This is a genomic window from Novibacillus thermophilus, from assembly GCF_002005165.1.
In the GTDB taxonomy this organism is placed as follows: domain Bacteria; phylum Bacillota; class Bacilli; order Thermoactinomycetales; family Novibacillaceae; genus Novibacillus; species Novibacillus thermophilus.
In genome coordinates, this window is sequence record NZ_CP019699.1 from 652,034 (window position 1) to 678,662 (window position 26,629).

At 49.1% G+C, this 26,629-nt stretch carries 24 protein-coding genes, 1 tRNA gene, 2 pseudogenes and 1 riboswitch; of the genes and pseudogenes, 17 read left to right on the forward strand and 10 right to left on the reverse strand.

The genetic code is table 11. The annotated features are described in order from the left end of the window. Positions 1 to 11: 11 nt before the first annotated feature. Both B0W44_RS03250 and B0W44_RS03255 read right to left on the reverse strand, forming a co-directional pair. Positions 12 to 1,289, reverse strand: a complete 1,278-nt coding sequence (locus tag B0W44_RS03250; RefSeq protein WP_228441455.1) for a DUF6179 domain-containing protein — start codon at positions 1,287 to 1,289, stop codon at positions 12 to 14. A gap of 107 nt (positions 1,290 to 1,396) precedes the next feature. Continuing rightward, positions 1,397 to 1,918, reverse strand: coding sequence for a DUF6323 family protein (locus B0W44_RS03255; RefSeq protein ID WP_077718754.1), 522 nt, complete (start codon positions 1,916 to 1,918; stop codon positions 1,397 to 1,399). Between the two features lie 619 nt (positions 1,919 to 2,537). Between B0W44_RS03255 and B0W44_RS18430 the strand changes: the two genes are divergently transcribed. The 3 genes from B0W44_RS18430 (at position 2,538) to B0W44_RS18440 (ending at position 3,632) form a co-directional block, all read left to right on the forward strand. Beyond that, complete coding sequence (locus B0W44_RS18430) at positions 2,538 to 2,879, forward strand: IS110 family transposase (protein ID WP_228441458.1); 342 nt, start codon at positions 2,538 to 2,540, stop codon at positions 2,877 to 2,879. Between the two features lie 82 nt (positions 2,880 to 2,961). Beyond that, on the forward strand, positions 2,962 to 3,135 hold the full coding sequence (locus B0W44_RS18435) for a hypothetical protein (RefSeq protein ID WP_228441460.1): 174 nt from the start codon (positions 2,962 to 2,964) through the stop codon (positions 3,133 to 3,135). After that, on the forward strand, positions 3,120 to 3,632 hold the full coding sequence (locus B0W44_RS18440; protein WP_077718756.1) for a transposase: 513 nt from the start codon (positions 3,120 to 3,122) through the stop codon (positions 3,630 to 3,632). Before B0W44_RS18435 ends, B0W44_RS18440 begins: the two co-directional genes overlap by 16 nt. A gap of 354 nt (positions 3,633 to 3,986) precedes the next feature. On the opposite strand, the gene B0W44_RS03270 is transcribed toward B0W44_RS18440, so the two are convergent. Further along, the gene (locus tag B0W44_RS03270; protein ID WP_077718757.1) at positions 3,987 to 4,214 is read right to left on the reverse strand and encodes a DUF1128 domain-containing protein; all 228 of its coding nucleotides are present in this window, start codon (positions 4,212 to 4,214) and stop codon (positions 3,987 to 3,989) included. Between the two features lie 128 nt (positions 4,215 to 4,342). On the opposite strand from B0W44_RS03270, the gene B0W44_RS03275 reads away from it, so the two are divergent. Beyond that, complete coding sequence (locus B0W44_RS03275) at positions 4,343 to 4,771, forward strand: DUF309 domain-containing protein (RefSeq protein ID WP_077718758.1); 429 nt, start codon at positions 4,343 to 4,345, stop codon at positions 4,769 to 4,771. A gap of 284 nt (positions 4,772 to 5,055) precedes the next feature. On the opposite strand, the gene B0W44_RS03280 is transcribed toward B0W44_RS03275, so the two are convergent. Genes B0W44_RS03280 through B0W44_RS03290 form a run of 3 tightly spaced genes read right to left on the reverse strand, consistent with a single transcriptional unit; the run spans position 5,056 to position 7,623 of the window. Further along, positions 5,056 to 5,406, reverse strand: coding sequence for a hypothetical protein (locus B0W44_RS03280; RefSeq protein WP_077718759.1), 351 nt, complete (start codon positions 5,404 to 5,406; stop codon positions 5,056 to 5,058). After that, positions 5,364 to 5,774, reverse strand: coding sequence for a hypothetical protein (locus B0W44_RS03285; RefSeq protein WP_077718760.1), 411 nt, complete (start codon positions 5,772 to 5,774; stop codon positions 5,364 to 5,366). The genes B0W44_RS03280 and B0W44_RS03285 overlap by 43 nt, the downstream gene beginning before the upstream one ends. Before the next feature lie 19 nt (positions 5,775 to 5,793). Continuing rightward, positions 5,794 to 7,623: a monovalent cation:proton antiporter family protein gene (locus B0W44_RS03290; RefSeq protein ID WP_077718761.1), complete on the reverse strand. Its 1,830-nt coding sequence runs from the start codon at positions 7,621 to 7,623 to the stop codon at positions 5,794 to 5,796. 150 nt (positions 7,624 to 7,773) lie between these two features. Between B0W44_RS03290 and B0W44_RS03295 the strand changes: the two genes are divergently transcribed. The 4 genes from B0W44_RS03295 to B0W44_RS03305 all read left to right on the forward strand — a co-directional run bounded on the left by B0W44_RS03295 (position 7,774) and on the right by B0W44_RS03305 (position 11,196). Beyond that, positions 7,774 to 8,601, forward strand: a complete 828-nt coding sequence (locus tag B0W44_RS03295) for an inositol monophosphatase family protein (protein ID WP_077718762.1) — start codon at positions 7,774 to 7,776, stop codon at positions 8,599 to 8,601. 21 nt (positions 8,602 to 8,622) lie between these two features. Next, entirely contained in the window at positions 8,623 to 10,050 is a 1,428-nt protein-coding gene (pepV, locus tag B0W44_RS03300) for a dipeptidase PepV (protein WP_418304085.1), read from the forward strand. Between the two features lie 156 nt (positions 10,051 to 10,206). Further along, positions 10,207 to 10,374 carry a hypothetical protein gene (locus B0W44_RS18000; RefSeq protein ID WP_169835397.1) on the forward strand — a complete coding sequence of 56 codons (168 nt, stop codon included), beginning with the start codon at positions 10,207 to 10,209 and terminating at the stop codon, positions 10,372 to 10,374. Positions 10,375 to 10,557: 183 nt separating this feature from the next. Continuing rightward, positions 10,558 to 11,196: an NfeD family protein gene (locus tag B0W44_RS03305; RefSeq protein WP_169835398.1), complete on the forward strand. Its 639-nt coding sequence runs from the start codon at positions 10,558 to 10,560 to the stop codon at positions 11,194 to 11,196. A gap of 33 nt (positions 11,197 to 11,229) precedes the next feature. Here the strand turns inward: B0W44_RS03305 and B0W44_RS03310 are convergent, their stop codons facing one another. From B0W44_RS03310 to B0W44_RS03320, 3 genes are all read right to left on the reverse strand, one after another. Then, positions 11,230 to 11,952, reverse strand: coding sequence for an amino acid ABC transporter ATP-binding protein (locus B0W44_RS03310; protein ID WP_077718765.1), 723 nt, complete (start codon positions 11,950 to 11,952; stop codon positions 11,230 to 11,232). Beyond that, positions 11,949 to 12,611, reverse strand: a complete 663-nt coding sequence (locus B0W44_RS03315; RefSeq protein WP_077718766.1) for an amino acid ABC transporter permease — start codon at positions 12,609 to 12,611, stop codon at positions 11,949 to 11,951. The genes B0W44_RS03310 and B0W44_RS03315 overlap by 4 nt, the downstream gene beginning before the upstream one ends. A gap of 76 nt (positions 12,612 to 12,687) precedes the next feature. Continuing rightward, positions 12,688 to 13,533: a glutamine ABC transporter substrate-binding protein gene (locus B0W44_RS03320; protein ID WP_228441463.1), complete on the reverse strand. Its 846-nt coding sequence runs from the start codon at positions 13,531 to 13,533 to the stop codon at positions 12,688 to 12,690. A gap of 192 nt (positions 13,534 to 13,725) precedes the next feature. Here B0W44_RS03320 and B0W44_RS03325 point away from each other — a divergent pair. Continuing rightward, positions 13,726 to 13,801: transfer RNA gene (locus B0W44_RS03325), tRNA-Ala, on the forward strand. 277 nt (positions 13,802 to 14,078) lie between these two features. On the opposite strand, the pseudogene B0W44_RS03330 reads toward B0W44_RS03325, so the two are convergent. Beyond that, positions 14,079 to 14,163, reverse strand: a pseudogene (locus B0W44_RS03330) (preQ(1) synthase); the annotation flags it as partial. Positions 14,164 to 14,642: 479 nt separating this feature from the next. On the opposite strand from B0W44_RS03330, the pseudogene ltrA reads away from it, so the two are divergent. The 8 genes and pseudogenes from ltrA to hflX all read left to right on the forward strand — a co-directional run bounded on the left by ltrA (position 14,643) and on the right by hflX (position 26,563). After that, positions 14,643 to 16,053, forward strand: a pseudogene (gene ltrA, locus B0W44_RS03335) (group II intron reverse transcriptase/maturase). A 71-nt stretch (positions 16,054 to 16,124) separates the two neighbouring features. Then, positions 16,125 to 16,170: riboswitch (PreQ1 riboswitch) on the reverse strand. 212 nt (positions 16,171 to 16,382) lie between these two features. Continuing rightward, positions 16,383 to 17,678 (forward strand): isoaspartyl peptidase/L-asparaginase family protein, encoded by a 1,296-nt coding sequence (locus B0W44_RS03340; RefSeq protein ID WP_077718767.1) that lies wholly within the window; start codon positions 16,383 to 16,385, stop codon positions 17,676 to 17,678. 210 nt (positions 17,679 to 17,888) lie between these two features. After that, positions 17,889 to 19,193, forward strand: coding sequence for an ABC transporter substrate-binding protein (locus tag B0W44_RS03345; protein ID WP_077718768.1), 1,305 nt, complete (start codon positions 17,889 to 17,891; stop codon positions 19,191 to 19,193). A 107-nt stretch (positions 19,194 to 19,300) separates the two neighbouring features. Continuing rightward, entirely contained in the window at positions 19,301 to 20,173 is an 873-nt protein-coding gene (locus B0W44_RS03350; protein ID WP_077718769.1) for a carbohydrate ABC transporter permease, read from the forward strand. Then, a complete protein-coding gene (locus tag B0W44_RS03355) occupies positions 20,174 to 21,031 on the forward strand; it encodes a carbohydrate ABC transporter permease (RefSeq protein ID WP_077718770.1) in 858 nt (285 codons plus the stop codon). Between the two features lie 48 nt (positions 21,032 to 21,079). Continuing rightward, positions 21,080 to 22,843, forward strand: coding sequence for a glycoside hydrolase family 2 protein (locus B0W44_RS03360; protein WP_077718771.1), 1,764 nt, complete (start codon positions 21,080 to 21,082; stop codon positions 22,841 to 22,843). A 66-nt stretch (positions 22,844 to 22,909) separates the two neighbouring features. After that, positions 22,910 to 25,120: a family 43 glycosylhydrolase gene (locus B0W44_RS03365; protein WP_077718772.1), complete on the forward strand. Its 2,211-nt coding sequence runs from the start codon at positions 22,910 to 22,912 to the stop codon at positions 25,118 to 25,120. Positions 25,121 to 25,300: 180 nt separating this feature from the next. Next, on the forward strand, positions 25,301 to 26,563 hold the full coding sequence (gene hflX / locus B0W44_RS03370) for a GTPase HflX (protein ID WP_077718773.1): 1,263 nt from the start codon (positions 25,301 to 25,303) through the stop codon (positions 26,561 to 26,563). The last annotated feature ends 66 nt before the right edge of the window (positions 26,564 to 26,629 follow it).

A 26,629-nucleotide genomic window follows, 5' to 3' on the forward strand; every position in this document is an offset into this window, starting at 1 on the left:
CGGCCCATAGTCTAATCAAACGAGATGTCCTCAATGTCAATATCGTGTATACAGGCTTCGATAGCGGTCAACTGATCTAGAGAGAGGTTCTGCAAAAATGCGACGTAATGCTGTTCCCATTCGCTGTCAGGCATTTTCTCTTGAAAGACGAGGGACGAAAAATGACAGGATTGATCTCGCAAATCCTCGTAAAATACCCTTTTGGCGAGTATAGCCAGTTCGATGTGGCTCAACGACCCAAAGAGCGTCTGAAACTCGTTGCCGAAGAAGCAACCGGCCCTCAGCACATCGACGTAATCTGCCAGTGAATGAACATTTTTCTGAATGAGGTCGACTTTTTCTTCCGTTTTTTCGCAAGCTGTGATACGGTCGACGAGTAACCGAAAGGAACTGTCGGTCATTTGGTCCCCTCTGTTTAATGAAATGACGTGGGGCTTCTGCCTTTTTTCCATTTCCTTTATGATGACGGTTTCCAGGCGGTGATGGTGGGCTGCGTTGACAACCCTTTGCGCCAGGTGGCGCGTACATTGGTGCATGTAATCGTTCAGCCGGGAATTGCTTATGTTTAAACGGGATGGTAACTCGTCCGCCGCTTCATGAAGCAAGGTTTGGATTTGGGCGGCACTGGCAAGGGTGAACCGCCGTGTGAGCACTTCAAATTGACCGGGTGAAATGTTGATCTTGCGGGCATCTCCTCCCGACAAAATTGAAAAAACCGCGTTGTTTAACACCAACTCGAATATGTTAAACAATTCGATGCGGTAATCGAACCGGCAAACTTGTCCGAAGTGAACTAACAGCGCTTCAAGGTCTCGTTGGCTGAACAAGCGGCAAAAATCGGTCTCCATCTTTAGGTGCTCTACATATTCCCTGATGTAAAAGACGCCCTCCATTTGTATGTCATCCACGGCCAAAGGGTAATCGATGCTTGCCATCGTGTTGTGTGCATCAAACAGAATGCCGTATTGGTTTAAAAATGCCGGCAACGATTCGTCGATCGTGGTGTGATAGGCCTCAACGGCAACATCTAGTTTGTTTTGTTTCACGACCGTGTAGAGGCGTTTCGTTTCGTCCAAGCACTGGCGGAGCAGGTCAACGCCCTCGCCGTAAATTTTCCTTATATCAGCAGTTGTTAAATAATCGACGGCACGTAACGGGTCAGCAAAGCGACGCAAATTTGCGTCAACGGCGTACAAAATGGAGGACAGGATGCGTTCGGCCGTGTCACTCGTCACGGAAGAACTCTTTCCTTGTGTATACCGCTTAATCAAATCGCTCAGAATGGACATGAACCCCCTCTGGATACGGTGAACCTCCTGGCTGTCGAGCCATCCTGTACAGAGAGCTTCGTTTAATAGGGAAAGGGTATACTGTTTTTTGGAGAGGCGGGAGGGTCTTATGTTTCCTTGTGTCTGCCGTGCTGGAACGGGGTTTCGTCGCTCTGATGCCATTCACCTTCATCCCTTTCGTACAGAGAACCTTTAAGTAACGCATCACTTCTGTAATCTCCGACAAATGTTTCCATCTTACTTTTGAGCAGTTCCAATGAACCGCCGCAAGCACTGTCAAAGTAATCCTTCATCTTCTCGATGATCGTAATATCCCCGATAGCGTCCTCGGTTTCGTTTTTGACGTAATAAAAAATTTCATGCAAGTCGTGTAGCACTGAGGTGACATTTTCACGGTCGATGTAAGGAGACGTACAAAAGGTTTCGGCCAGCCGCTTCGTTACGTCAACGCCGAGTTCCACACGCCCGTAACTGTGTAACAGCTGTTCCCGATCGTCTATCAAATGGCGGATGTCTTCGGCGGTTAATTGAACACCGTATTTTTTCGTCTTTTGATTCACTGCAAGTAACTCGGTCACGAGCGTTTCCCGCATTGAAGTATGGATTGAACGGAACAAACGCGGCAACATGTCATCAACCCCCCTTGTATATTATGTTTAAAGCCTATTGATCCTTGATAATTGAATAGCTTTACCTGTTGTTGGCGGGCAGAGCTTCGTAATGAGTGTTCGCTTGCGTAGCAATCGAACACGAATTAGAAGGAGCAAACGTAAGCGCGCTGGTCATTATATCGGTGTTTACGATCTTGGGCTGTCTTTGGGAAAATAGCCTTAGGTGTCTACCAAGGGAATGTTCCGATTTCCCCCTGTTGCCCCTTTATAGGGTGTCTTCCGAAAAAAGAGTGTTCCCCTGGCCCCATGATATAGACCTACACGCTGACTGTTTCCCAGCCGATCATCCCTCCTGAGAAGCAGAGGGAGGCACGTGCACCGATGATCCCTGGTGTATTCCAATAGCTCGCAAGGCTGTCGTTCATGGGTTTCCCAGGGACATCCCAGGATCGTAGGCACTGTGATCTTCATGCGAAGGAGGTGATCGATATGACTTCCCCCTTGTTTGTCGGAATCGATGTAGGCAGCGAAAGCAACGTGGTTTGCTGTCTGACCCGGGACGAGGAGAAACGGCCCCTCAGCCGGTTTAGCATCACCAACAATCGCCCCGGTTCCTGGAATTACAAGAGCGTATCTTGTGCAAAAGCATGGCTTTGAGCAGATCCTGTTTGGCTTGGAACACACGGGGTGCTATTCGACTCACGCGGCCATGTACATCCACCGCCACTTGGATTTTGGCGTCCTCAGCAAAAATGTCTATGTCTTTAATCCCAGTCTCATCAAGGAATTCAAGAAGGCGCATTACTTGGACGCCCCCAAAAACGATCGGGTCGATGCCTGGTTCATTGCCGCCAAGCTTCGTGTCGGTCATCTCCCCCATCCCTTCACGTGGAGCGAACCGCTCATGGCCCTGCAGCGCCTGACACGGGCTCGTTACCACCTGGTACAGGATCTCACCCGGAGAGTAATTTCCTCATGACCAACTTGTATCTAAAGTTCAGCGACTTTTGCCTCACTGGACCGTTTCGCAGAAACCAGTTTCAGCTACCTCGCTGGCCGTCATGGAGGAACTTGAATCGGTAGAAGCCTTGGCCGATATGTCTTTGGACAAGCTAATGGACTTCCTTGTCCTGCGCGGCAAGAACCGCTTTGATGATCCGGAAGCGTTGCCCGTGCGTTACAAAAGGCAGCCCGTTCTTCGTACCGTTTGCCTCAGTCCATGGCAGACTCCGTGAATCTGGCCATGGCTTCCAGCATCCGCGTCATCCGTACGGTGCAGGAACAACTCAAATCTCTGAAAAAGGCGATTAAGGATCATCTCGAAACCATTCCCCAGACCTTGGATTCGGTTCCGGGTATCGGTCCCATCCTCGCCTCCGGCATTCTGGCTGAAGTGGACATCAACCAGTTTAAAAGCCATAAAGAATTGGCGAAGTATGGCGGCCTGGCCTGGACCGAAAACCAGTCTGGGAAATTTACAGCAAACCGAACCCGGCTCATTCGTTCCGGCAACCGCTATCTCAAGTACTACCTGATCGAAGCGGCAAACAGTGTCCGGGTGTACGACCCTGTTTTTGCTGAGTACTATGCGAAAAAAAAAGCGGAGCCGAAGGAATTTGCCGAGAAACGTGCCCTTGCGCTTACAGCCCGTAAACTGGTGCGATTGGTCTTTTATCTGCTGAAGACCAATCGACTTTACGAACCCCAAGGAGGGAGCCAACAACAGGCATAAACATATTTGCGTTTTACGTCCACCAGTTCCTGATTTCTGGTAATAAATGGTATACAGGTAGGGTGGGCTTGGTTGAGTATGGCCATTTTTAACAACACCACCAGTAAAAAAGTCATTAACTTTAAATTAGGGTCTAGACATCATACCGCTGCTCTTTTTCTAAATCAAAGCCTGTTGACAACCAGCTTATAATGTGGTATGTTATTATGGGGCTTTTCAACTACATAATATTTCGATACGTATATGATATACCTTTTTTTTCTGTTGTTGTCAAATGGTAAAACAGGACCGCTTGAGCAGAAAAGCGGTCCCCCAAACCTGTAAATCAAAAAAATGAATGTTCGCCGAATAAGCCTATTTTCTTTTTCTCAGTTCACCGAGTTCTGTCAATACCCCTTCTAATTGCATCGTGGTCAATTGTGGACGGCTCACCACCATTTCGTAAATGTCCCGCACTTCTGCGTAATCGTCCAGGCGAAAGTCCTCGGGGTCAATCAGAGAAACGTTTACCATCCTTAACCGCTTTTTCAGATCGTTGAGCATAAAAGCCATGTTTTCGTAAGTGGCTTCTTTCAAATTCACGCTTTCTCACTCCTTTCCCAACGCTTTAAGCTGATCGACGTGTTCATTGTATCGTATTTGCGGACACGTGTTAACTTGCCGCTTTCTTTTGGTATGATAAGAGAAAATGGGCGGTTGGAGGTTGGCGCATGAGATGGCCGCTGCCGGATGAATACCCGCATTTGTACGTTGAATTTCTTTATTTGTTTAACAAGAAGCGGGATTACTACGAATGTCACGAAGTGCTGGAGGACCTGTGGCTGGAAGAAGGGCGACACCCGCTGTACCAAGGTTTGCTGCAAGTTGCCGTCGCCTTGCATCATTTCCGAAACGACAACGTAAACGGTGCTGTGAAGTTATTTCGCTCGGCTTTGGCAAAGCTGAGACCGTTTCCCGACGACAGTCTGGGGATTGACTTGGGGAAGGTGAAGGGGGATGTGCAAGAGTACCTTGCGCATCTGGAACAGTACGACCGCCAGCCGATTGATTTTTACGACTTGACGATCGCCATACACGATGCAAAACTGAAAGAATTGGTGGGTGAGGTTGCTATCAGAGAACGGCGGACGGCGGATTAGAAGTCAAGCAGTAGTAAGTCATCGGCTCTTTCCCAGAAACGGCATGCTTCCCCGAGGGAAGGCCGCGGGGTCGATTTACATCACCCTACGCTCAAGATTGGCTCATGAACGCCAAGGGTAAACAGAGTGATGAACGCACCCCATCGGACACTTGCCGTTTGGACAGCAGACGACCAAGCCACAGGAGGACGATAGCTAAAGAGGGTCGGGGCGTGAGGGGTTAAGTTGTCATGGTTGACCAAAGGATGCGAGCTGTCACGCACTGCGGAGTCGCCCACTGTTCGTCACCTGTTTGAACAGCATGCAGTGTGGTCCGGTTGGTACGACCGGTGGATGAATTCGAGTTTCCCGCTTTGACGGTTTAGATCGATCGCAAGGCCATCTAAAAGTGGAAGGTCGTCCTTGGTGTAACTGAACGGGATGTCTTTTATCCAGACGATGTGGTCCCCGTCCCGTTTTTCAGTCAGGGTGAGCTGGAACGCCGTACTGCCGCACCCGCTTGTCACGGGAACCACGCGGTAACACAACCGTTCCGCGTCCGGTTCGTCCAACAGGATCATTTTGAGCTTTAACGCCGCGAGTTGTGAGAGGTTCACGGCCGGCCGTTCACTCGTTGGACCCAATGTCTGACCCATGCTTGCCATTCCTCCTCTGTTTCCATCTCCATGATCTCTTCGTACAGCTTCTCTAAAACTGTCTGGTCGTCGTCATCGAGAGTGTCAGCTGGTTTTCCGTGAAAATACGATTCCACCCTGCGCTTTTCTTCAAGCTGTTTTCGATAAAGCGGTATGATCGGCTGTGCATACTGGTGCAACGCGTGCCATTCCGCTTTCGGGTTCCGTTCGATGCGCCCTTCGAACCGTTTCACGTATTCCGGTTGCGTCAGAGGCGGAAGGGAACGGCGCGATTTCCCCGTGAACAGGATGGCCCTTAATTCTTCTAAGGCATCTGCCAGACGCAAACCTAACACCTCACAAAACAGTATACGTTTATTGTAACACATCCGCAGCTCCGCCTGACAGCTACTCCAATTCCTTCCGCATTTGTTGGATGTGTTCCGGACTTCCGGAGACGAGCAGCCGGTCACCGCTCTTAATCTGTGTGTCTCCGTGGGGAATGACCGAATCTTCCCCTCGGTAAATGCGTAGGACGAGCGCATCGCCGAGGAACGGGAGATGGCGCAGCAACAGCTCGTTGTAACGCTCGTTGTTCACAGTAATTTCTTGGATAGAATCCCCTTTTTGCGTCAACAGCCGCACAGATGCCGGGAATACGATCAACCCTTTTAACAGGGTGTGGGTGGCGAACAGACTGGAGAAGGCCGTAATCCCTTGCTCTGTCAGTTCGTCCTGAATGGACGGGTCGTCGGTGAGAACGATGACGCGGAGCCGGTCGTCTTGTTCCTTGGCGTACTGGGCAACGGCGCGGTTAAACTCGTCTGTGCCCGTTGCCAGAACGAGCACGTCCGTGTCAAAGGCGTTGTGCTTCTCGAGTTCGGACAGTTCCATCTGATCCAGCTCGACCATCGGGAACTTGACTTCTTCCTGAACCGCTTGGGGCGTGAGCTTCGGTTGGGAACGGGAGTACATCGTCACCCGGTAGCCTTCTTTTTTTAATTCCAGTCCCACCGGAATGGTGGACCCGTTCACCCCGACGATCGATATTTTGGGCGGTAGCTCCTCTGGCACGTCTGGCTTCATCCGGTTAAACAGGATCGGGGAGATGACGCATGTGAGCACGGCGACGAGAATAAAGGCGTCGTGGACGTTTCGCTCGATTAAATCCAACTCCAACGCGACAGTTGCCGCCGCGATGACGAGACTCAGCGTTGACGACAGGAGGACTCCCGACGAAAGGGTTTCCCGCCACGAAAACCATTTTCGCAACATGAGGGAGGGAACGATTTTGGCGGCGTACAGGGCGACAAGGAGATAAGGGACGAGCAGGAGCACTGACGGATCGCTGAATAACGCCCGTAGATCGAGGTTCACTCCGACCATGACCATGAAAATCGGAATTAAAAAACCGTACCCGAACGAGTCGAGTTTGTGTACGAGTTCCGGTTTCGGTGCGAGCAACGACAAAATCGCACCAGCCAGAAACGCGCCCAGAATGTTTTCCGCCCCGACTGATTCCGACAGCGCGACGAAGAACAAAATGAGGGTGAAAGCGCCGCGTGTCCCGATTTGCACAGTGCCTTTGGACAGTTTTTGAAACCACTCTACTTTCGAGAGAGGCTTCAAGATGTGGTACGTCATGAAGAAAGCCAAAAACAGAGTGAATATGAGGAGCGGGTGGGAGCCTGTGTCCGTGGACAGGGAGACAAACACGGCGAGTAAAATCATCGTCACGAAATCGGAAATGACGGCGATTAATAGAACAGTCTGACCGTAAGGAGTGCTGGTCATATGGTTTTCCTTCAGGACTGGCATCACGATGCTGAGTGAAATGGTTGCGATGATGATCGCCATTAAGTACGGCTGGTCCGTTAGACCGAGGGGCACCATCCACATGCCGAACATCGCCGATACGGCGAGGATTAACACAAACACAGCGACGGCGATCTTCAACGGATTCACATTTCCTTGTCTTTGCTTCGATGTGAGCATGCCAAAGTCGACTTCTAGACCGCTTAAAAACAGAAGGTAAATCAACCCGAGCGTAGACAACAGCTGCAGCGTGGCATCGTCTGCCACGAGGTTCAGACCGGTTTTCCCAACGACAATTCCAGCCACGATTTCAGCCACGACGACCGGGACGAATGTCCAGCGCAGACGGTTGATCATAATCGGGACGAGAAAAGATATGGTCACGACGATCATGAGCGATGTTAAGGATACGTGGTTCTCCAAGGAGAGCCCCTCCTTCTTCCGATGAACCCAAAAAAGAATACGGTCATTATAACATTAAAAAAAGGATGAACGACAGGAATTTTGTTAAGATGTGTTATTTGCTATAGTTAAATAAGACGGAGTAATGGATGAAAGGATGCACAGAGCAGAATGGAAGCAAAGAGGAAACGCGATGTTGCCATTGCCGCTGCCCGAGAAGCCGGAGCATTGATTCGGGAAAACGCCCACCGCGTGAAAAAAGTGGCGTTTAAAACGTCCGAAAGTGATCTCGTCACGGACATTGACAAGCGATCCGAGGAGATTATTCGCCGACACATCTTACAGTCTTTTCCCGATCACGACATTCTCGGCGAAGAAGGGGTGGAACCCGGCCCAGCTGCATCGTCCGACGCTTTAGCTGAGATGCGGGATGCGGAACACTTGTGGATTGTCGACCCGATTGACGGGACGACGAACTTCGTACACGGGTTTCCATTCTTTTGTGTCTCAATCGCACTGGCGGAAATGGGCGAAGTCACACTCGGCATCGTTTACGACCCGATGAGGGAGGAATGGTTTATAGCGGAAAAGGGCAAGGGTGCGACCGTAAACGGTGAACGCATGCGAGTTTCGAGAGATGAAAAACTGTCCGAGTGTCTTATGTCCAGCGGCTTTCCGTCTGAGTCTCATAAGGGAGCGGGTTTATTTGCCTTGAGACCGCGAGTGCGCAATGTCCGCATTGCAGGATCAGCAGCACTGCAACTGGCGCACGTAGCGGCAGGCCGTGTGAGCGGGTATTGGGAATGGGATGTCAATGCGTGGGATGTCGCAGCAGGCGTACTGCTCGTCGAGGAAGCAGGTGGACGGGTAACCGATACGGCGGGGCGTCCGTACGATTTAAGTGTAAGTCATATTTTGGCAACAAACGGCCATATTCATGATAAAGTGGCAGACATCTTGGCAAAAGCACACAAAGCACCATCGAATGACTGCACATGACTTTAAAATGAAGGAGGGAAGATTCACGTGTCCGTTCAATGGAGAAATGAAGTGGAGAAACAGTACGACACTTACTTGGAAAAAGTGAAGGAATTTTTGAGCATCCCCAGCGTACACGACGAAACGAGTGTGAAAGACGGAGCGCCTTTCGGCCAGCCGGTTGCCGACGCGCTGGAGTACATATTGAACTATTGCGAAGAAATTGGCTTTACGACACACAATGTCGGCGGGTATGCCGCTCACGCCGAGTACGGTACAGGAGAGGAGATCATTGGCGTATTGTGCCACGTCGATGTAGTGCCTGCCGGAGACGGGTGGACGTGGGACCCGTTCAAACCGGAGCTCAGGGACGGGAAGTTGTACGCCCGCGGAGCCATCGACGACAAAGGCCCGACGATGGCGGCCGTGTTTGCCTTGAAGATCATCAAAGAGCTCGGGTTACCGCTGAGAAGGCGGGTGAGAATTATTTTTGGCACCGATGAAGAGAGCGGAGACTGGGTCGGATTGCGGCGATACTTTGCCGAACAGCCGATGCCGCTCATGGGATTTGCGCCGGATGCCGAGTTTCCGATTATTACGGCTGAGAAGGGAATACTCATTTGCCACCTCGTACAAGATGTCGGGACCCTGTCGGCGCAGCGTGAATCCGGTTGGACGTTAGCGTCGTTTCAAGCCGGAAACCGCGAAAATATGGTGGCGGACAAGGCGGAAGCCGTGCTGACAGGTGACGGAGATGTGTTCGCCGTCAAGGAACAGTTCCAGTCGTACTTGATGAAGCGCCGTATTCGCGGTTACGCCGAAGAGCAAAACGACGGCGTGCGGCTCGTATTGGAGGGAATCTCTCACCACGGCATGGAGCCGCACAAAGGGTTGAACGCAGGTCTGGAACTGGCGCGTTTTCTCCATGCGCTAGACCTGGACGAACGGGGAAGGCAACTGATCCGGCTTATCCATGACTACTTTGTGGACAGCTTTTTCGGCGAGAAGTTAGGCATCGATATCGAAGACGACATAAACGGAAAATTAACCGTCAATGTCGGGACGTTCAGCTACGTGCAGGACGGACAAGCGAAATTAGGAGTGAACATCCGCTACCCGGTGAAGGCCGGTACGTCCGAAATTATGGGCAAGCTGAAGGCGGCGGCACAAGCGTTTGGTTACACAGTCGCCCCGAACGTGATTGACCAAAAACCGCACTATGTCAAACACGATCACGAATTGGTGAAAACTTTGCAACGAGTGTACGAAGCCCACACCGGAGAAGAAGCGACATTGCTGGCCATCGGCGGTGGAACGTACGGCCGCGCCCTCGACACCGGTGTCGCTTTCGGTCCTCTCTTCCCGGGGGAAGAAGAGACCGCGCACCAGAAAGATGAGTATTTTAATGTGGAAAACATGAAGAGAGCGATGGCGATTTACGCCGAAGCGATTTATGAATTGGCCAAGTAATTTGAGCTGAAACGGGACTCCTCCCTCCTGCTCCCCTCCCCTCTCCCCTCCTTACATGCGAGGAAAGGGGGGAGGCTCACACGTTTAACGACCATTCCCCGGGAAATACTATCCTTAAACCATTTATGGACTTTATAGGCAAGGGGGAATTTCCTCATGGAGAGTACCGGATATGAAGATCAGCGAGATCCGCGTGTAGATGCCACATTCGTAGACGGATTCGATATGGAGGACGAGGAAGAAGACCGTTGGGAAGGCCCTTTTGACTCTGTCTTTCCAAACCGGATACACCGTACGGGAACGAGCTTCTGGCGTGGGCGATGACGAAATCTTTCAAGGAGTTGGAAAGCTGTCAAAGCGGCAGCTTGTTATGATTGAATTCGGTGCACGCGGAAACGCAGACCGAAACCGAACGCATACATATTTTCGGTTTACTGCTATAGTGATCAGGAAAAAGAGAACGGATTGTTCATCTTGAACACCCCTTTTAAACGGGAGGTGATGGGAGTGTTCAGTGCACTACTTGACTCTACCGCTGTTATCTTATTGCTTGTTTACGTTGGCATGGCGTTAATCGCGACTGAATTTTTTGTAAAAGCGCGAGGCATCGCCGGATTGCTCGGATTAGTTTCGATGGTGTTGTACTTTACAGCCGCCGTCGAACACTTGTCACTGTGGATGGTGGGGTTGTTTGTGGTTGGTCTCACGATGATGATTGTCGATGGGAAATTCGTGCAGGATGGGACGATGGCAGCCATTGGTGTCCTGCTCATGCTCGTCGGGCTAGTGATGCCGACGAATGATTTCCTGCTGGGGACAGGAGTGGCGTGTGCGTTAATCCTCGGTTTGTTGTCGAGTTTGCTGTCGTTTCGCTTCTTGCCGAAAAGAGATATTTGGGAAAAACTGACGTTACGTGACCGATTTACGAGCGAAGCCGGTTACTCTTCTATAAACGTAACGTATCAATCGCTCGTCGGACAAAAAGGGCGAACACTAACGGATATGCGCCCCTCTGGCACGATTGAAGTTGGCGGTAAAACATACAGTGCTGTTACGAACGGTACCTGGTTAAAGAAGGGATCTAAAGTCAAGGTCGAATCTGTCAACGGAACGCGCATTATGGTTGTGGAAGTTAAAGAAGGGTAAATCGCCCACCGATTTTAACGTGGGCTATTCCGGTTACAACACTTTATCTAAGAAAGCTTTTGTGCGCTCCGATTGCGGTTCTGTAAAAATGCGCTCCGGCTCTCCTTCTTCTACGATGACCCCTTCGTCCATAAACATCACCCGGTCGGCCACTTCCCGCGCAAATCCCATCTCATGGGTGACGACGACCATCGTCATCCCTTCAAGGGCCAATTGCTTCATGACCCCCAGGACTTCTCCGACGAGTTCAGGGTCCAAAGCGGAGGTCGGTTCATCAAACAACATCACTTTCGGTTCCATCGCAAGCGCTCGGGCGATGGCGACGCGTTGCTGCTGTCCACCGGACAACTGCCGAGGATAACTGTCCGCCTTGTCCCTTAATCCTACTTTTTCCAACAGCGCTAAGGCGCGTACACGGGCGTCCTCTCGGCTGACTTTTCGCACTTTAAGTGGTGCCAGCATAATGTTCTCGATGACCGATTTATGGGGAAACAAGTTAAACTGCTGGAACACCATGCCCACTTCAGTGCGCAACAAGTTGATGTCCGTTTGCGGATCGCGTAAATTGTGTCCGTCGACGACGACATCTCCGCTCGTTATCTCCTCCAGCATGTTCAAACAGCGCAGAAACGTACTCTTTCCAGAACCGCTCGGGCCGATGACACAGACGACTTCTGACTTTTGAACGTCGCAGTCAATCCCTTTTAAAACTTCTGACTGACCGAAACTTTTGTGTAGGTTGCGAACTTGAATCATGCGTTATCCAACCTCTTTTCCAACCTGCGCAAGGCTATCGACAGGCTTAAGGTAATGGCGAGATAAAACGCTGCGACCGTGGTGTAAATTTCGACGGCGTTAAAGTGATTGGCGACGATGAGACGACCTTGAAAGATGAGTTCCGGGACGAGGATGACGGATAAGAGAGACGTATCTTTGATACTGATAATAAATTGATTGCCCATGGGCGGAATCATGCGCTTAAAGGCCTGGGGCCAAATAATGTAGCGCATCGTTTGTCCATGGCTCAAACCGAGCGAACGCCCGGCTTCCATCTGCCCTTTTTCGATCGACTGGACCGCTCCACGGACAATTTCAGCGATGTACGCGCCGGAGTTGATCGCGATGACAATGATCCCGGCGACGACAGGGTCTAATGTGTACTGGATAATTAGGGGAAGTGCGAAATAGATCCAAATGGCTTGGACTAAAATGGGGGTTCCGCGAATTACTTCGACGTAAACCGTTGCGATGCCGTACAACAGTTTGTTTGTTGAGATCCGACCCAGACCGAACACAGCGCCCAGGACGTATCCGAACAGCAGTCCGACCACCGAGATGATGAGGGTGTAGTACAGACCTGTCATCAGCTCTGGGAAGAATTCTGTCACGCCAACCCAGTTAAATCTCCCAACCATTGTTTCACCTCTCACGTAAAGAGGGTGTAACATGTTGAAGGTTACACCCTCTATGCCGATTGTTTTCCCGTTTTTGTTAATTCGGCGTTTCGCCGAACCATTTTTCGTAAATTTCGTCGTACGTGCCGTTTTCCTTTAGTGTAGCCAGTGCGTCGTTCACTTTTTCCACGAGCTCTCCCTGACCTTTAGCAAAGGTTATGCCGTAGTTTTCAGCCTGGTACAAGTCTCCAACCATTTTCAGGGTGTCTTTCCCTTTCGTTTGAATGTAGTAGGCAACGTTGGGAGCGTCGTACAGAATGGCATCGGCACTGCCGTTTTCGACTGCTAAGTAGGCTTGGTCCAGTTGTTCATACTCGTTCGGGATGGCGCCTTCAATGTTCTCCTTTATGAAGTCAGAACTCGTCGAACCGAGGCGCGTCGCAATCGTCTTTCCTTCGAGATCTTTAATTCCGTTGATCGTGTCGTTGTCAATGGGCACGCCGATACGGAGACCGGATTCGTAGTACGGATCGCTGAAATCAACTTTTTGCTTCCGGTCTTCTTTTATACTGATTCCGGCGATGGCCATATCAAATGAACCGGTTTGCAATCCAGGTATAATGCCGTCAAAGTTCGTCGTTTTCAAATCGATGTCAAACCCGACTTCATCTGCGATGGCGTTGATAAGATCAATATCAAACCCGACGTACTCACCGTTTTCCTTAAACTCAAACGGTACGAACGACGTGTCACTGGCCACGACGTACGTATCTTTTAGCCCGTTATCGCCGTCTCCGCTAGCGGAGGATTCGGCATTCCCTGTGCCACCGCTGCCAGATCCTTCTGCATCAGATGTGTCAGCCGTGCCACAGGCCGTTAGTCCGATCAAGAGGATGAGAGAAAACATCAGGACGGCTAGCAATCTGCCCTTACGGTCTGTCACTTCATGACCTCCTTTTTAAGATTACGTCAATTACTATTTATTCTTTAATTGACTCAATTATACGTAAAGGTATATGACAGAACTATCAGGCAATTTGTATGAATTTCGATGTTTTTGTCTATACAGTTTTTCTATCATCCCTTGTAACAATAGTAAAATCACGGTATAATTTCAGATAGGGCTAGGTATTTAGGGGCTGTAGCTCAGTTGGGAGAGCGCTTCGTTCGCAACGAAGAGGTCGGCGGTTCGAGCCCGCTCAGCTCCACCAAACACGACCTAAGTCACCGTTATAGGGCGATTGCGTATCTCGCTGACTTGTCCGCAGCAGAAGCGGCGGCCCAAAATTTTTGCAACGAAGTGATAAGAGCAAGCAAACCGCCTCTTGATCGATACACAGTCGAAAAAGGAGGCGGTTTTTATTGTGGAGAAAACCCGGAATACGTGGACGTATTCCGGGACACGTACCTGAGGTACAATGTTTGACGGACGCCCAAGATGTTCGAGACTAGAAGCAATCCTACAAATAGAGCGATTGGCTCTCAACCTTTTTTTGTCGGGGCTATAACTGATGTAGATTGTCGCGAAGTCCGGCTGCCCGGTTTTAGGACACAATGTGGTAAACTCGGGACAAAATAGTCTCGGTCTGGATCCTTTCGCGTTAAAATAAAAAACCATGGCCTAAGGCACATGGTTTTCTTCTCGGTACGCCCAGCATGGGCGTCATCTATAGGGTGAAAGTCCCGAACGGGGGCTGGCGAGCGCCTACCGTAGTCAAAGGCAAGGGTGTCCGTCGCGAGGCGGAATCTGAAGGAAGCCGGAGACAAACGCACGGGTCAAGGTACACGAACTGGATTTGAGGCAGGATTAGTTGGATGAGTTGCCAGAACACAACGAAATCCAAAGCCGCCAAGGGCTCATCCTGTAAACTCCAGTGATCGCGGGCGGAAAGATGACGCTCTTATCTGGGGAGGCCTGCGGAACACGCGAAGTAACATCGTAACCGCAGTCGAGAGGCTGCGCTGAATCCGCAGGAGTCAGCAGAGGCCATAGTACGCAAGTACGGGGCGCCGGAAAGCGGAAGGGCCGAACCGAAAGGAGAGAGGAAACCGATGCGTTCGAGAGAAGAGCGCAGACAGCAGAATATCCCGCAAGGGAGCTGCCAACAGAGAGCAGCGGTGAAGCCGCGAGGGTATGTTGGAGCGCCGAGCTCTTCTCCGGCACAAGTCGCCCCTTCCTCTCGCGAAGACCATAACGACTTGCTGGACAGGATGCTTGAGAGAGAAAATCTCTTGCTCGCATAACAAGCGAGTGGTCCGAAACGGAGGAGCGCCCGGAGTGGACGGAGTAACGGTAGCTGAACTGCAGGCTTACCTGAACACACACTGGGCACAGGTGAAAGCAGAGCTCCTAGCGGGAACCTACAAACCCGCGCCAGTCAAACGGGTGGAAATCCCCAAACCTGGAGGCGGCGTGAGGCTTCTAGGGATCCCGACCGCGATGGACCGGCTCCTCCAGCAAGCCCTGCTGCAAGTGATGCATCCGATCTTCGATGCTCACTTCTCATGGGACAGCTACGGCTTCCGACCAGGGAAGCGAGCCCATGATGCGGTCCTTCAAGCCCAGCGCTATATCCAGAGTGGATACAGATGGGTTGTGGACTTGGACTTAGAGAAGTGCTTTGACCGAGTAAACCACGACATGCTCATGGCGAGGGTAGCAAGAAGGGAGAAGGACAAGCGAGACCTGAAACTCATCCGGGTGTACCTCAACGCCGGAGTCATGGTCAACGGAGTATGCCAACGGACAGAGGAAGGGACGCCGCAAGGCGGACCGCTGAGTCCGCTTCTGGCCAACATCTTGTTGGACGACCTGGACAAAGAACGAAAGAAACGCGGGTTGCAATTCGCACGTTATGCGGACGATTGTAACATCTTTGTCGCTAGCAAGCGCGCAGGGGAACGCGTCATGGAATCGGTGATTCGCTTTGTAGAGGGAAAGCTGAAACTGAAAGTGAACCGAGACAAAAGTGCGGTAGACCGCCCCTGGAACCGGAAATTCCTAGGGTTCAGTTTTCTGCCGGACAAACAAGCAACGATTCGGTTAGCCCCGAAGACCATCTCCCGATTCAAAGATAGAATACGTGAGATGACGAGTCGTTCACGGGCGATCTCCATGGAAGAGCGAATTAAACGGCTCAACCGCTACATCATCGGTTGGGTCAGGTACTTTCGACTGGCATCGATGAAGACGCACTGTGAAAGATTCGACCAATGGATTCGGCGCAGACTGAGGATGTGCCTATGGAAACAATGGAAACGGGTCAGAACCCGTCTTCGTGAACTTAGGGCCCTTGGCGTACCAGAATGGGCCTGCTTCATGATGGCCAATTCCCGCCGAGGACCATGGGAAATGTCCCGGAACACAAACAATGCCCTTCCGACTTCCTACTGGGAAGCGAAAGGGCTGAAGAGTATGCTTTCTCGTTATATGGAACTTCGTCAACCTTTTGGAACCGCCTAGTGCGGACCCGCATGCTAGGTGGTGTGAGAGGACGGAGGCTAGCCGCCCCTCCTACTCGATTTATTTACATGATGTCCTTAGTTTTTTATAGAGGGTTAAGCTAAGAACCTCTCACGTTTGTAAACAGAATAAATATAAGTATAATGATTCTCTTTCTAGCACCAGTATATAGAGGGAGGGGGGAGGATGTCAAGGAGGGGAAGGATACAAAACTTAGTCCCCTTTATTATAGTACGCTTAATATTATAATTATATGAAATAAATTGATAAACTTTTCAATTTTAATATAAAATAAAGTTAATATATTAAAAAAACAAGGAGGCATTATAATGGGTCAAGCCGCTTTGAAGCGTTGGAGCGTTTGCGCGTTTGTGGTCGTTTTGTTGTTTTCGTTGATTGCTGTCAGCAGTGTGCCTGACACAGCAGATGCCACGAAACATAAAGGCAACGTCGTATTAGCCGTACATGGCGGTGCAGGTGGAGGAAGTATTGCAGAAGATCAACGGGAAGCGTATCAAAAGGAAGTTCGCGCCGCTTTAGAAACTGGGAAAAAGATTCTCGATTCAGGGGGGAGCAGTGTCGATGCAGTAGAAGCAGCAGTGAGGGTGTTAGAGGATTCGCCTTTATTTAACGCCGGTAAAGGGGCTGTTTTCAACGACGATGCGGCTCACGAACTGGATGCGTCCATCATGAATGGGGAGAATTTGGAAGCAGGCGCGGTTGCTGGCTCGAAACACGCCAAAAACCCGATTACTTTGGCCCGAACCATTATGGAGGAGTCTCCCCATGTGTTGTTGAGTGGAGATTCTGCCGATTGGTTTGGGATGGAACACGGTGTGGAAATGGTCACTCAAGATTATTACTATACGCAGGAACGTTGGGACGAACTGATGCGATCGAAAGAGAAGGAAAATGATGCGGAAGCTTTTGGGACTGTCGGTGCAGTGGCGAGTGACCGGTCAGGAAATCTGGCGGCAGCAACGTCGACGGGCGGCCTAACAAACAAACACCGGGGTAGGATTGGAGATTCGCCGATCGTCGGGGCGGGGATGTATGCCAACAACGACAGCGTCGCCGTGTCAGCTACGGGCAAAGGGGAAGTGTTCATCCGCGGTACGGCAGCTGTGGACATTTCCGCATTAGTGCAATACAAAGGTTTGCCCGTGGAGGAAGCGGCGAGAACAGTTATAGAAGAGAAGCTTCTTCCCCTCGGCGGAACAGGGGGCGTCATTGCGTTGGATAAAAACGGGAATTTTGCCGCTCCCTATTCGACGGAGAGAATGATTTACGGATACGTAACCGAGGACGGACAGTATACGATTGTTCTCTCCCCTGAAGATGAACCCGATGACGTACCTCCCCCCAGTGCTACTGACATTAGAGCACGTGTCGAGCAGTTCAAAAAAGAGGGGGAGTTCAAGAACAGTGAGGCTGCCCGGTCCTTGACAAATCTATTAACTGTAGTGGAGCGTTTTGAGGAGCGAAGAGAAGCGGACAAAGTCGTCAAACACATGGAAAACTTTAAATCTCTGCTTATCCGACAGAACGAAGATGCATTGATTTCCGACAAGGCGTACAACGTGCTTTACGCCGACGCTGTAGCTTTGATTCAAAAGTGGCGGTAGATGGGAAGTCAGTTTACATTACACTAGTTGAAAAACGCGGTGAAGGCCATTTATTACATGCACGATGTAATAAATGGCCTTTGCTGTATACAAGGAAATGATAAACATAATTGTCAGATGAATCACATAAAATGTGCATTAATCCAGTCTTGATGTATGTCAAAACGCATATGAAAAAATTTTGTGAGCTGGGACAAAGGAGAAGCGATAATGAGCAGGTGGTTTCATTTACTTGTGGGAGTCGTATCATTAGTTTTCGTATTGTCTGCGTGTTCGGGTAGTGTTTCTCCAGGAGCAGGTAGTGAAGAAGATGTTGAGATACCTGAAGGTGCTACCGAAGTCGTGATGTGGAATCTGTTTGGCGGTGGTGACGCCGAATACATGCAGGCCATCGTCGATAAGTTTAACGAAAGTCAATCGGAATTTTTTGTTAATAACGTGATGCAAGAATTTGATGAATACTATACAAAGTTACTGACAAGTGTCGCCGCTGGCAAAGGGCCGGATTTAGCCATTGCCCATTCGCATGTCTTACCCGAACTAGTTAACCAAGGGTTATTAATGGAATTAGACGATTACGCGTCAAAAAGCGGTATGGACTTTGCTGACTTCAATCAAAATGTTTTAGATGTAACAGTTTATGACGGCAAACATTACGCCGTTCCCATCGACACACATCCCCAAATCATGTACATCAACAATGATCTTGTCAGAGATGCAGGCCTTCTGAGTGATGACGGTTCAGTGGAAATGGAAGAGAGCCCAGAAGGATTTGTCAAGTTTTTAACGACTTTGAAGGAAGAATTACCAGAAGATAAGATGGCTTTTGCCTTTTCAAGTGCTGGAGAAGATCCTTACCGAATATGGTGGGCACTTTATACGCAAATGGGCGGTGAACACTTGCTCTCGGAGGACCTTGAAAATCCGGATTATGTTCTGGATGAAGAAAAAGCCATCAAGGCAGCGAATTACATTAAAGACCTTTACCACAAACATGAAGTCGTTCCGTTAAATCTAGCTGATTTTTATTCGGATTTCCAATCTGGTCAGGCAGCCGTAATGAGTACCGGCGTATGGGCGACAGGTATATGGGAAAGGACAGAAGGCCTTGATTTCACGGCCATGCCCTTTCCTAACATGTACGAGCGTGAGGGCGCCTGGGCCAATTCCCATACGTTTATATTGCCTTATTATGCGGACGCTGACGAAGAAAAACAGCGAGCCGCCGTCGAATTCATGAACTTCGCAACAGAAAACGGCCTGATGTGGGCTGAAGCAGGTCACATACCGGCCAAAGATACAGTCGTTAAGTCAGAAGAGTTTAATGAAATGCCTTATCGAAGTGAATATGCAGAAGTTGCGAATTACGTCAATTTTGCAGATCGCACGATTTATGCACGAGGCGTTCAGGAGATTGTCATTCGTAATCTGGATCTGGTCTGGTCTAACAAAGTCACTGCAGAAGAGGCTTTTGCGACAATTGAACAGGAGGTCACCGAACTAATTGGCAACTAAAACGTCCAGAGACAACACATATTAGGTCTGACCAGCGCTGAACGTTATCAGGGTCCGTCTCTTTGTTTGAGGGGCATTCATGTTTCTTCGCGAAGGAGGGCAGTGATATGAAGAAGGTATTACAAGATATAAAACCTATTCCTTTTCTGTTGCCATTCTTTGTCGCATACGTCATCTTTACCATTTTTCCCATATTTAAAGGGCTTGAAATGAGCTTATACGATTGGACTTTGGTGCGTAAAATGGAATTTGTCGGGTTTGAAAATTATCAAAAAATGTTTGCTGATTCTCACTTTTGGCATACCCTCTGGAATACGACGCTTTTCGTTATCTTAACGACGCCCACGATGGTGATTTTAGCTTTGGTATTGGCATTAATCGCTAATATGCAAACGAAGCTGAAAACGTTTTTTCGCGGGGCGTTTTTTCTTCCGAGCATATTGTCTGTTTCAGTCATTTCGTTTTTGGCGATCTTTATGCTTCAGCCGTACAACGGATTTGTAAACACTTTCATTCACGCGATCGGGATTGACTTAGAGCCGTTTTGGATGGCTGATGAGACGCTTGCTTGGGTCACGATTGTCGTTGTGACGTTGTGGTGGACGGTTGGTTTTAATATGGTTTTATTTCTTGCTGCTTTGCAAGAAATACCAGAAACGTTGTATGAGGCAAGTGAAATTGACGGCGCAAGTCGTTCGGACATGTTTCGACATATCACGTTGCCACATCTCATTCCGATTGGAAAGGTGATCCTACTACTTCAAATTTTAGCTTCGTACAAAGTTTTTGCACAAATCCTATTAATCACGGGTGGTGGACCGGGTGGCGCAACCAGACCTTTGATTCAATACATTTATGAGGTCGGTTTCACGCAAAGTAACCTAAGTTACGCCGCCACGATGTCCTATGCGCTGTTCTTTATTTTGTTGATTCTTTCCATCATTCAACTGAGAATGCAAAGATCGGAGGAAAGTCAGTAAATGAGTCCGGTAGGGGAAAAGAACTTTATGCTCAGGCGGAATCGTGATCCGAAGTTGGGAATTAAAGTAGCGTTCGGTTTCGTTATGGCTGTTTTATTTATTTTTCCAATTGTGTGGATGTTATTTGTCTCGATCAAGCCAGATGGCTATGTAACCACTCAACCTCTAAAGTGGTTTTTGCCGCCCTACACGTTTTCAAACTACACCACGCTACTGTTTGACAGCCTCATATTACGCTGGTTAGTCAACAGTTTGATCGTCGCGGCTATGACTACAATCCTCACGTTAATTGTGACTTCTTTAGCGGCATATGCCATATCACAAATGAAGTTTCGGTACAAAAACTTCATTTTCATCTTCTTTTTGTTAGGTTTGATGGTGCCCGGAGAGGCGACAATCATTCCCCTTTATGAAGTTGCCAAAAGCCTCAATCTCTTAGACACTTACGCGGGGTTGATTTTGCCGATGATTGCGTCCCCCTTGGGTGTCATTATTTTAAAAAGTTTTTTTGATGGAGTGCCTAAAGAGGTGATTGAAAGCGGTGTGATGGATGGGTGCTCGCATTTTAAGCTGTATTACAAAATTGTGTGTCCTTTAGCAAAACCGGCACTGTCGGCGATCGGTATTTTTACGTTCATCGGTTCTTGGAATAACTTTTTATGGCCCTATATCTCGATTTTGTCTGAGACCCTGTATACGTTGCCCGTAGGACTTCCAGTCTTTAATTCTGCCTACTCCCAAGCCTATGTCTTGCCGATGACCGCCAATGCCATCGCTTCCATTCCCGTTATTATTGCCTTTCTAATCTTTGAGAAGCAAATCGTGAGAGGCATTAGTTTTACAGGCATTAAGGGATGACCGTGATTCGAGAGCAGCCACTTTTTAAGAAGAAGGAGAGTGTCATCAATGTCAGCTGAACGCACTTACCACCGCACAGAATACCCGCGACCGCAATTTCGCCGACAGGCTTGGGTGAACTTGAATGGTGCTTGGAATTTTTCGTTCGACGATGAAAACGCAGGGGAAAAGGAGGAGTGGTATCGCAACCCCAATTTTTCGGCACACATTCAAGTGCCCTTTACGTATGAAACGAAAGCGAGTGGAATCGGAGACGAGTCGTTTCATCCTTATGTCTGGTATCACAGAACTTTTGAGATCCCAAATACGGAAATCGGAAAACGAGTCATACTCAGATTTCAAGCGTCAGATTATTTAACGAAAGTTTGGGTGAACGGTGTTTTTGTAGGAGAGCACGTAGGCGGAAATGCGGCCTTTTCATTTGATATTACACATGCTGTGACACATGACCGAACAAACAGTTTGGTGGTGAAAGTGGAAGACAGCCAAAGCTGTCATCAGCCGAGAGGAAAGCAGCGCTGGACAGATGAAAACTTCGGCTGTTGGTATGTGCAAACCACCGGTATTTGGCAAACAGTTTGGTTGGAGTTTCTGCCTGAAGAACACATTGAACATGTCAAAATAACACCGAAGATAGATGAAAATAGTGTTGCTTTTGATTTTATACTTAACGGATTGTACGACAAGCCTTTAAGAGTGGAGGCCAATATTCGCTTCGACGGAAAGCCAGTGAAACAATTTTCATTTACCTCTGATCGTCCCCATATGCATGTTGAAGTCAATCTTTTGTCCGAAATACATGAATGGAAAGTCATGCACTGGTCTCCAGAGCATCCGCATCTGTATGATGTCACTTTCCGCTTGTTCAAAGAGGACACACTGCAAGATGAAGTGGATGCGTACTTTGGCATGAGAAAGATATCGATTAAAAATGGGCAGGTCTTGTTGAATAACAGACCGATCTATCAAAAGCTTCTGCTGGATCAAGGGTATTGGCCGGATACGTTGCTGACTCCGCCCTCTGACGAAGCGATGTTAGAGGATATTGAGAAAACGTTGGCAATGGGATTCAACGGCGTTCGCAAGCATCAAAAAATAGAAGATGAACGTTTCTTGTACTGGTGTGACAAAAAAGGATTGCTCGTATGGTCTGAAATGGCGTCGGCTTACGAATTTTCAGATGAGGCGGTCGTGAATTTTACAAACGAGTGGTTAGAAGTGATTCAGCAGCACTACAATCATCCTTCTATTGTCACTTGGGTGCCATTTAACGAATCTTGGGGTATTCCTAATGTTTTGTCGGATGCCAAACAACAAGCCTTTACAGAATCGATTTATTATTTAACGAAATCTTTGGACTCCATGCGGCCAGTCATCGTCAATGACGGCTGGGAGCATACAATTTCAGACATTGTGACCCTTCATGACTATGAAGAGTATAAAGAAGCGTTTCTGGATCGCTACAGCAATCAAGATAAAATATTGACGAATGAGATACCGCATAACAATCATAAGTACGCATTTGCAGAAGGCTATCAATATGAAGGGCAGCCTGTCATTATTTCCGAGTACGGCGGCATTGCCTTTAAAGACGGTGAAGGTTGGGGCTACGGCAATCGAGTTGAGTCAGAGGAAGCATTTTTAGACCGGTACCGCCGTGTCACCGAAGCGATACAATCACTTCCGTACGTTACCGGTTACTGCTATACACAAATGACTGACGTGCAGCAAGAAGTTAACGGATTATTGAGGGAAGATCGAACACCTAAAATTCCGTTGGAAAAAATAAGACGCGTTAACGATTCTGTTTAGACAATTGACGTTAACGGGACGTGAAGCACGCGGTTTAAGTTATACGTAAACGGGAGTGAGCAGCGCATGAAAAGAAGTGTGGAGCCTCATAAAGTACTACGAGGTTGGCTGTGTGTCACATTCGTGTTTGCCTTCACGCCAGCTCACGTAACCGCAAATGAAGACGTCTTTCAGTACCAGATTATGAATGGAGCGGCTGACCCGTTTGTCACGTATCACGACGGATATTACTATATGACCTTTACTCAAGTGGATCGCATTGACATTTATAAGTCGGCATCGTTGGCGGATATTGCGAACGGGGAGGTCACGAGGGCATTCACACCGCCAGCTGACGGATGGGGGAGCCAAAATATTTGGGCGCCCAAGCTTCATCACATCGATGGGAAGTGGTACTTGTATTACACGGCTGACGATGGCGTGGATGCTAATCACCACATGTACGTGTTAGAGAACACATCGTCAGATCCAATGTCCGACTCATGGGTAAACAAAGGGCAAATAGAGAACATGCCCGATATTTTCGCGATTGACGGGAATACGTTTGAGAACGACGGAACGCGGTATTTTGTTTGGTCGACGCGAACAGATGGCATCATGGAATTGTGGATGGACGAAATGATCAATCCCTGGACCGTGCGTGGTGACCCGGTGATCATTTCATCTCCGACTTACGATTGGGAGAAAGTGGATGGTGCAGTGAATGAAGGTCCAGCCATTTTAAAGCGCAATGGACGGATATTTATGACGTACTCTGCCACCGGGTGTCAATCAGAAGATTATGCGATCGGCCTGTTAACCGCCTGGGATACATCAGATTTAATGGACCCTGCGTCATGGGAGAAATCACCTGAACCTGTGTTTAGCAAAAACCCGGAAAACGATGTGTACGGACCGGGTCATAATAGCTTTACCACTTCTCCCGACGGAAAGGAAGATTGGATGGTTTACCACGCGAACTCTCGTCCCGATGCGGGATGTTCGGGCGAGCGTGGGGCCCGTGTGCAAAAAATAGAGTGGAATGAGGACGGAACGCCTGACTTCGGCACACCGGCCAAAGTGCAAATACTAGTCGACTGCATTCCCGGCCGATACGAGGCCCAGGATGCGATTGTCCACAACGCGAAAGTCATAAGCTACAGTCGAAATGTTTCTTGCGGCAAACATGTGGGCTACATTGATTTTGAAGATAGTTATGTAGAGTTTCCATACGTTTATGCTCCGTATTCGGGCGTATATAAAATGACGATTAATTATGCGCACGGCATGCCGCATGCCAGCCACCAAGTGACGGTGAACCAAGGAGAGACTTTCGAAGTGCAGTATCCGCAGACGGGTTGGGGCAACTTTACGGATATGGACATCGATGTCCAACTTAGGAGAGGGTTGAATACAATCCGAATCGCCAAAGGGGAAAATTTCAGCGAACTCAACTATATTGCGATTCAGGAAAAACTTCCGCCAGAAGGCCCGCTGAAAGGTCCCTTGCAGGCGAAAATAGATCGGGTTGAATCTTTGCCGGAGGAAGCCTACACGGCAGAAAGCTGGGCTACTTTACAAAGGGTGCTTGAAGAGACAGAGGTGATGTTGGCTGACCCTGATGCATCGCAACAGCAGTTGGATACAGCCTTTGGCGCTTTGACTCTAGCCGTCGATCAACTGCAGTTTGATCGTGAACCTTCGGAGGACGGTGCCCCGAAAGTCGCGTCTATGGAGATTGCAGAAGATGCACCTGATCGATTGACTTTGACATTTGATCAAGCGATCGACTTGGATTATGCCAACGGCTTTTTCTTACTTGGAACAGAAGGACCGATCATGATAACATCTGTTAATTACAAATTGAGTAGTGAGAACCACCGTCTAACACTCAATTTGGCTCGCGAAGCGCGAGCAAATGAAAGATTGAGCTTGTCATATGACGACACTGTAGGAAGTGTGAAGGCAGAGGACAGTGAGCAGCCCTTACCCGGATTTTTCGGAAAAAAAGTTCATCATCCATTCGCTCCAAAAGTGAGCCCGGAATCTATTCGAAAAGGGGTTCATCTTTTGGGGAAAGAAGGGTTGATATACGATCGAAATGCGACCCATTCTTTAAAGCGACACATGACAGCTGTCGATCACTTCGCACAACAAAAAGAGTCCGAAAAAGTGATCAAGCACTTGAAAGGATTTCTATCTTTAATCCATCACCAGAAAGACAATGGCTTAATATCTAATGTGGCGTACATCGTTCTCAAGTCCGATGCTGAAACATTGCTAGCGGAATGGGAATGATCCGCAAGTGTAGGTCTGCGACTTCTGACTTTATTACTGCTACTCAGGCTCCCTTAAAGATGTTGATCGCTTACACAACTTATTGCATGATCGTGATATACTGATTGGAAGGAAGGTCGAGCGATACCGAACGTGATCGATGACCTTGTTCAGTAATCACAACAGCCAGGAGGAAACAGATTGGCGCAGCAAAAAGACAGACAGCGGACGTTCTTGGTCGGGTTGGAAACGAAATCTCCGGCGACAGGTTGGAGCGCCAGTGAATCACTTGACGAACTGGCGCGCCTCATTGATACAGCTGGAGGCACGGTTGTCGGGCGCGATATTCAAAAACTGAACAGACCGGACAGTGCCACTTATATCGGTCGCGGTAAAGCAGAAGAACTTCATCAGATCGCACAGGAAGCGGAGGTCGATCTCATCGTCTTTGACGGAGAACTGTCACCGGTTCAGCAACGCAATTTGGAAGCAATCGTTCAATGTGTCGTCATCGACCGTACGGCTGTCATTTTAGACATTTTTGCCCTTCGCGCCCGTTCCCGTGAAGCGAAGCTGCAAGTCGAGCTCGCGCAATTAAACTATATGTTGCCTCGCATGACAGGGAGAGGAGTGGATCTTTCGCGCCTCGGGGGCGGGATTGGCACGAGAGGTCCGGGAGAAACCAAGTTGGAAGTCGACCGGCGCAAAATTCGCAATCGCATCGCAAACGTCAAAAAAGAGTTGTTAGAGGTAAAGGCGCACCGGGCCAGGTTAAGGCAGAGTCGCGCCAGCCAACCGCTGCCGGTGGTCGCTCTCACCGGCTACACGAATGCCGGTAAATCGACCTTGCACCGGGCATTGGCGGGGTCCGACGTGTTAGCCGAAAATCGTCTCTTTGCCACGTTCGACGCAACGACGAGAAGAGTGGACCCTCCCAACGGAGAGCCCTTTCTTCTCGTTGACACAGTCGGTTTCATTCACAAGTTACCGACTTTTTTAGTCGCTGCATTTCGTTCCACACTGGAAGAAGTGAAGGAAGCGGACTTGTTGTTACACGTCGTCGATGCCGGGCATCCGAAACGAGACGAACAGATGGAAACGGTGCAATCCGTGTTGGACGAAATAGGAGCCGCGAACAAACCAATGCTTCTCGTGTACAACAAGTGGGATCAAATGGCCGGTAGCGATTATCCGCATCCGTTCCGTCAAACAAATACGGTCGCCGTCTCGGCACTTACCGGTGAGAACATGGATGCATTGCAACATGCCATCCAACAGGCCCTCTCGGCTCGACGTGTCACTGTGGAAGTGACAATTCCGTTTGACAAGACGGAGTGGGTGTCCTGGATTTTCGACCACGGTCGCATGCTCGCACATCAGCACCGGTTAGATGGTACTTATATTAAAGTAGAGCTGGAAAAAAACCTCGCTAACAAATTGTCGAGGCAATTGAAAGATATGTGACGCTCCTGCACCCTCAAGATGTCCATACCGAAAAACTTGTAGGACATACTTCGATGAGGGCTACAA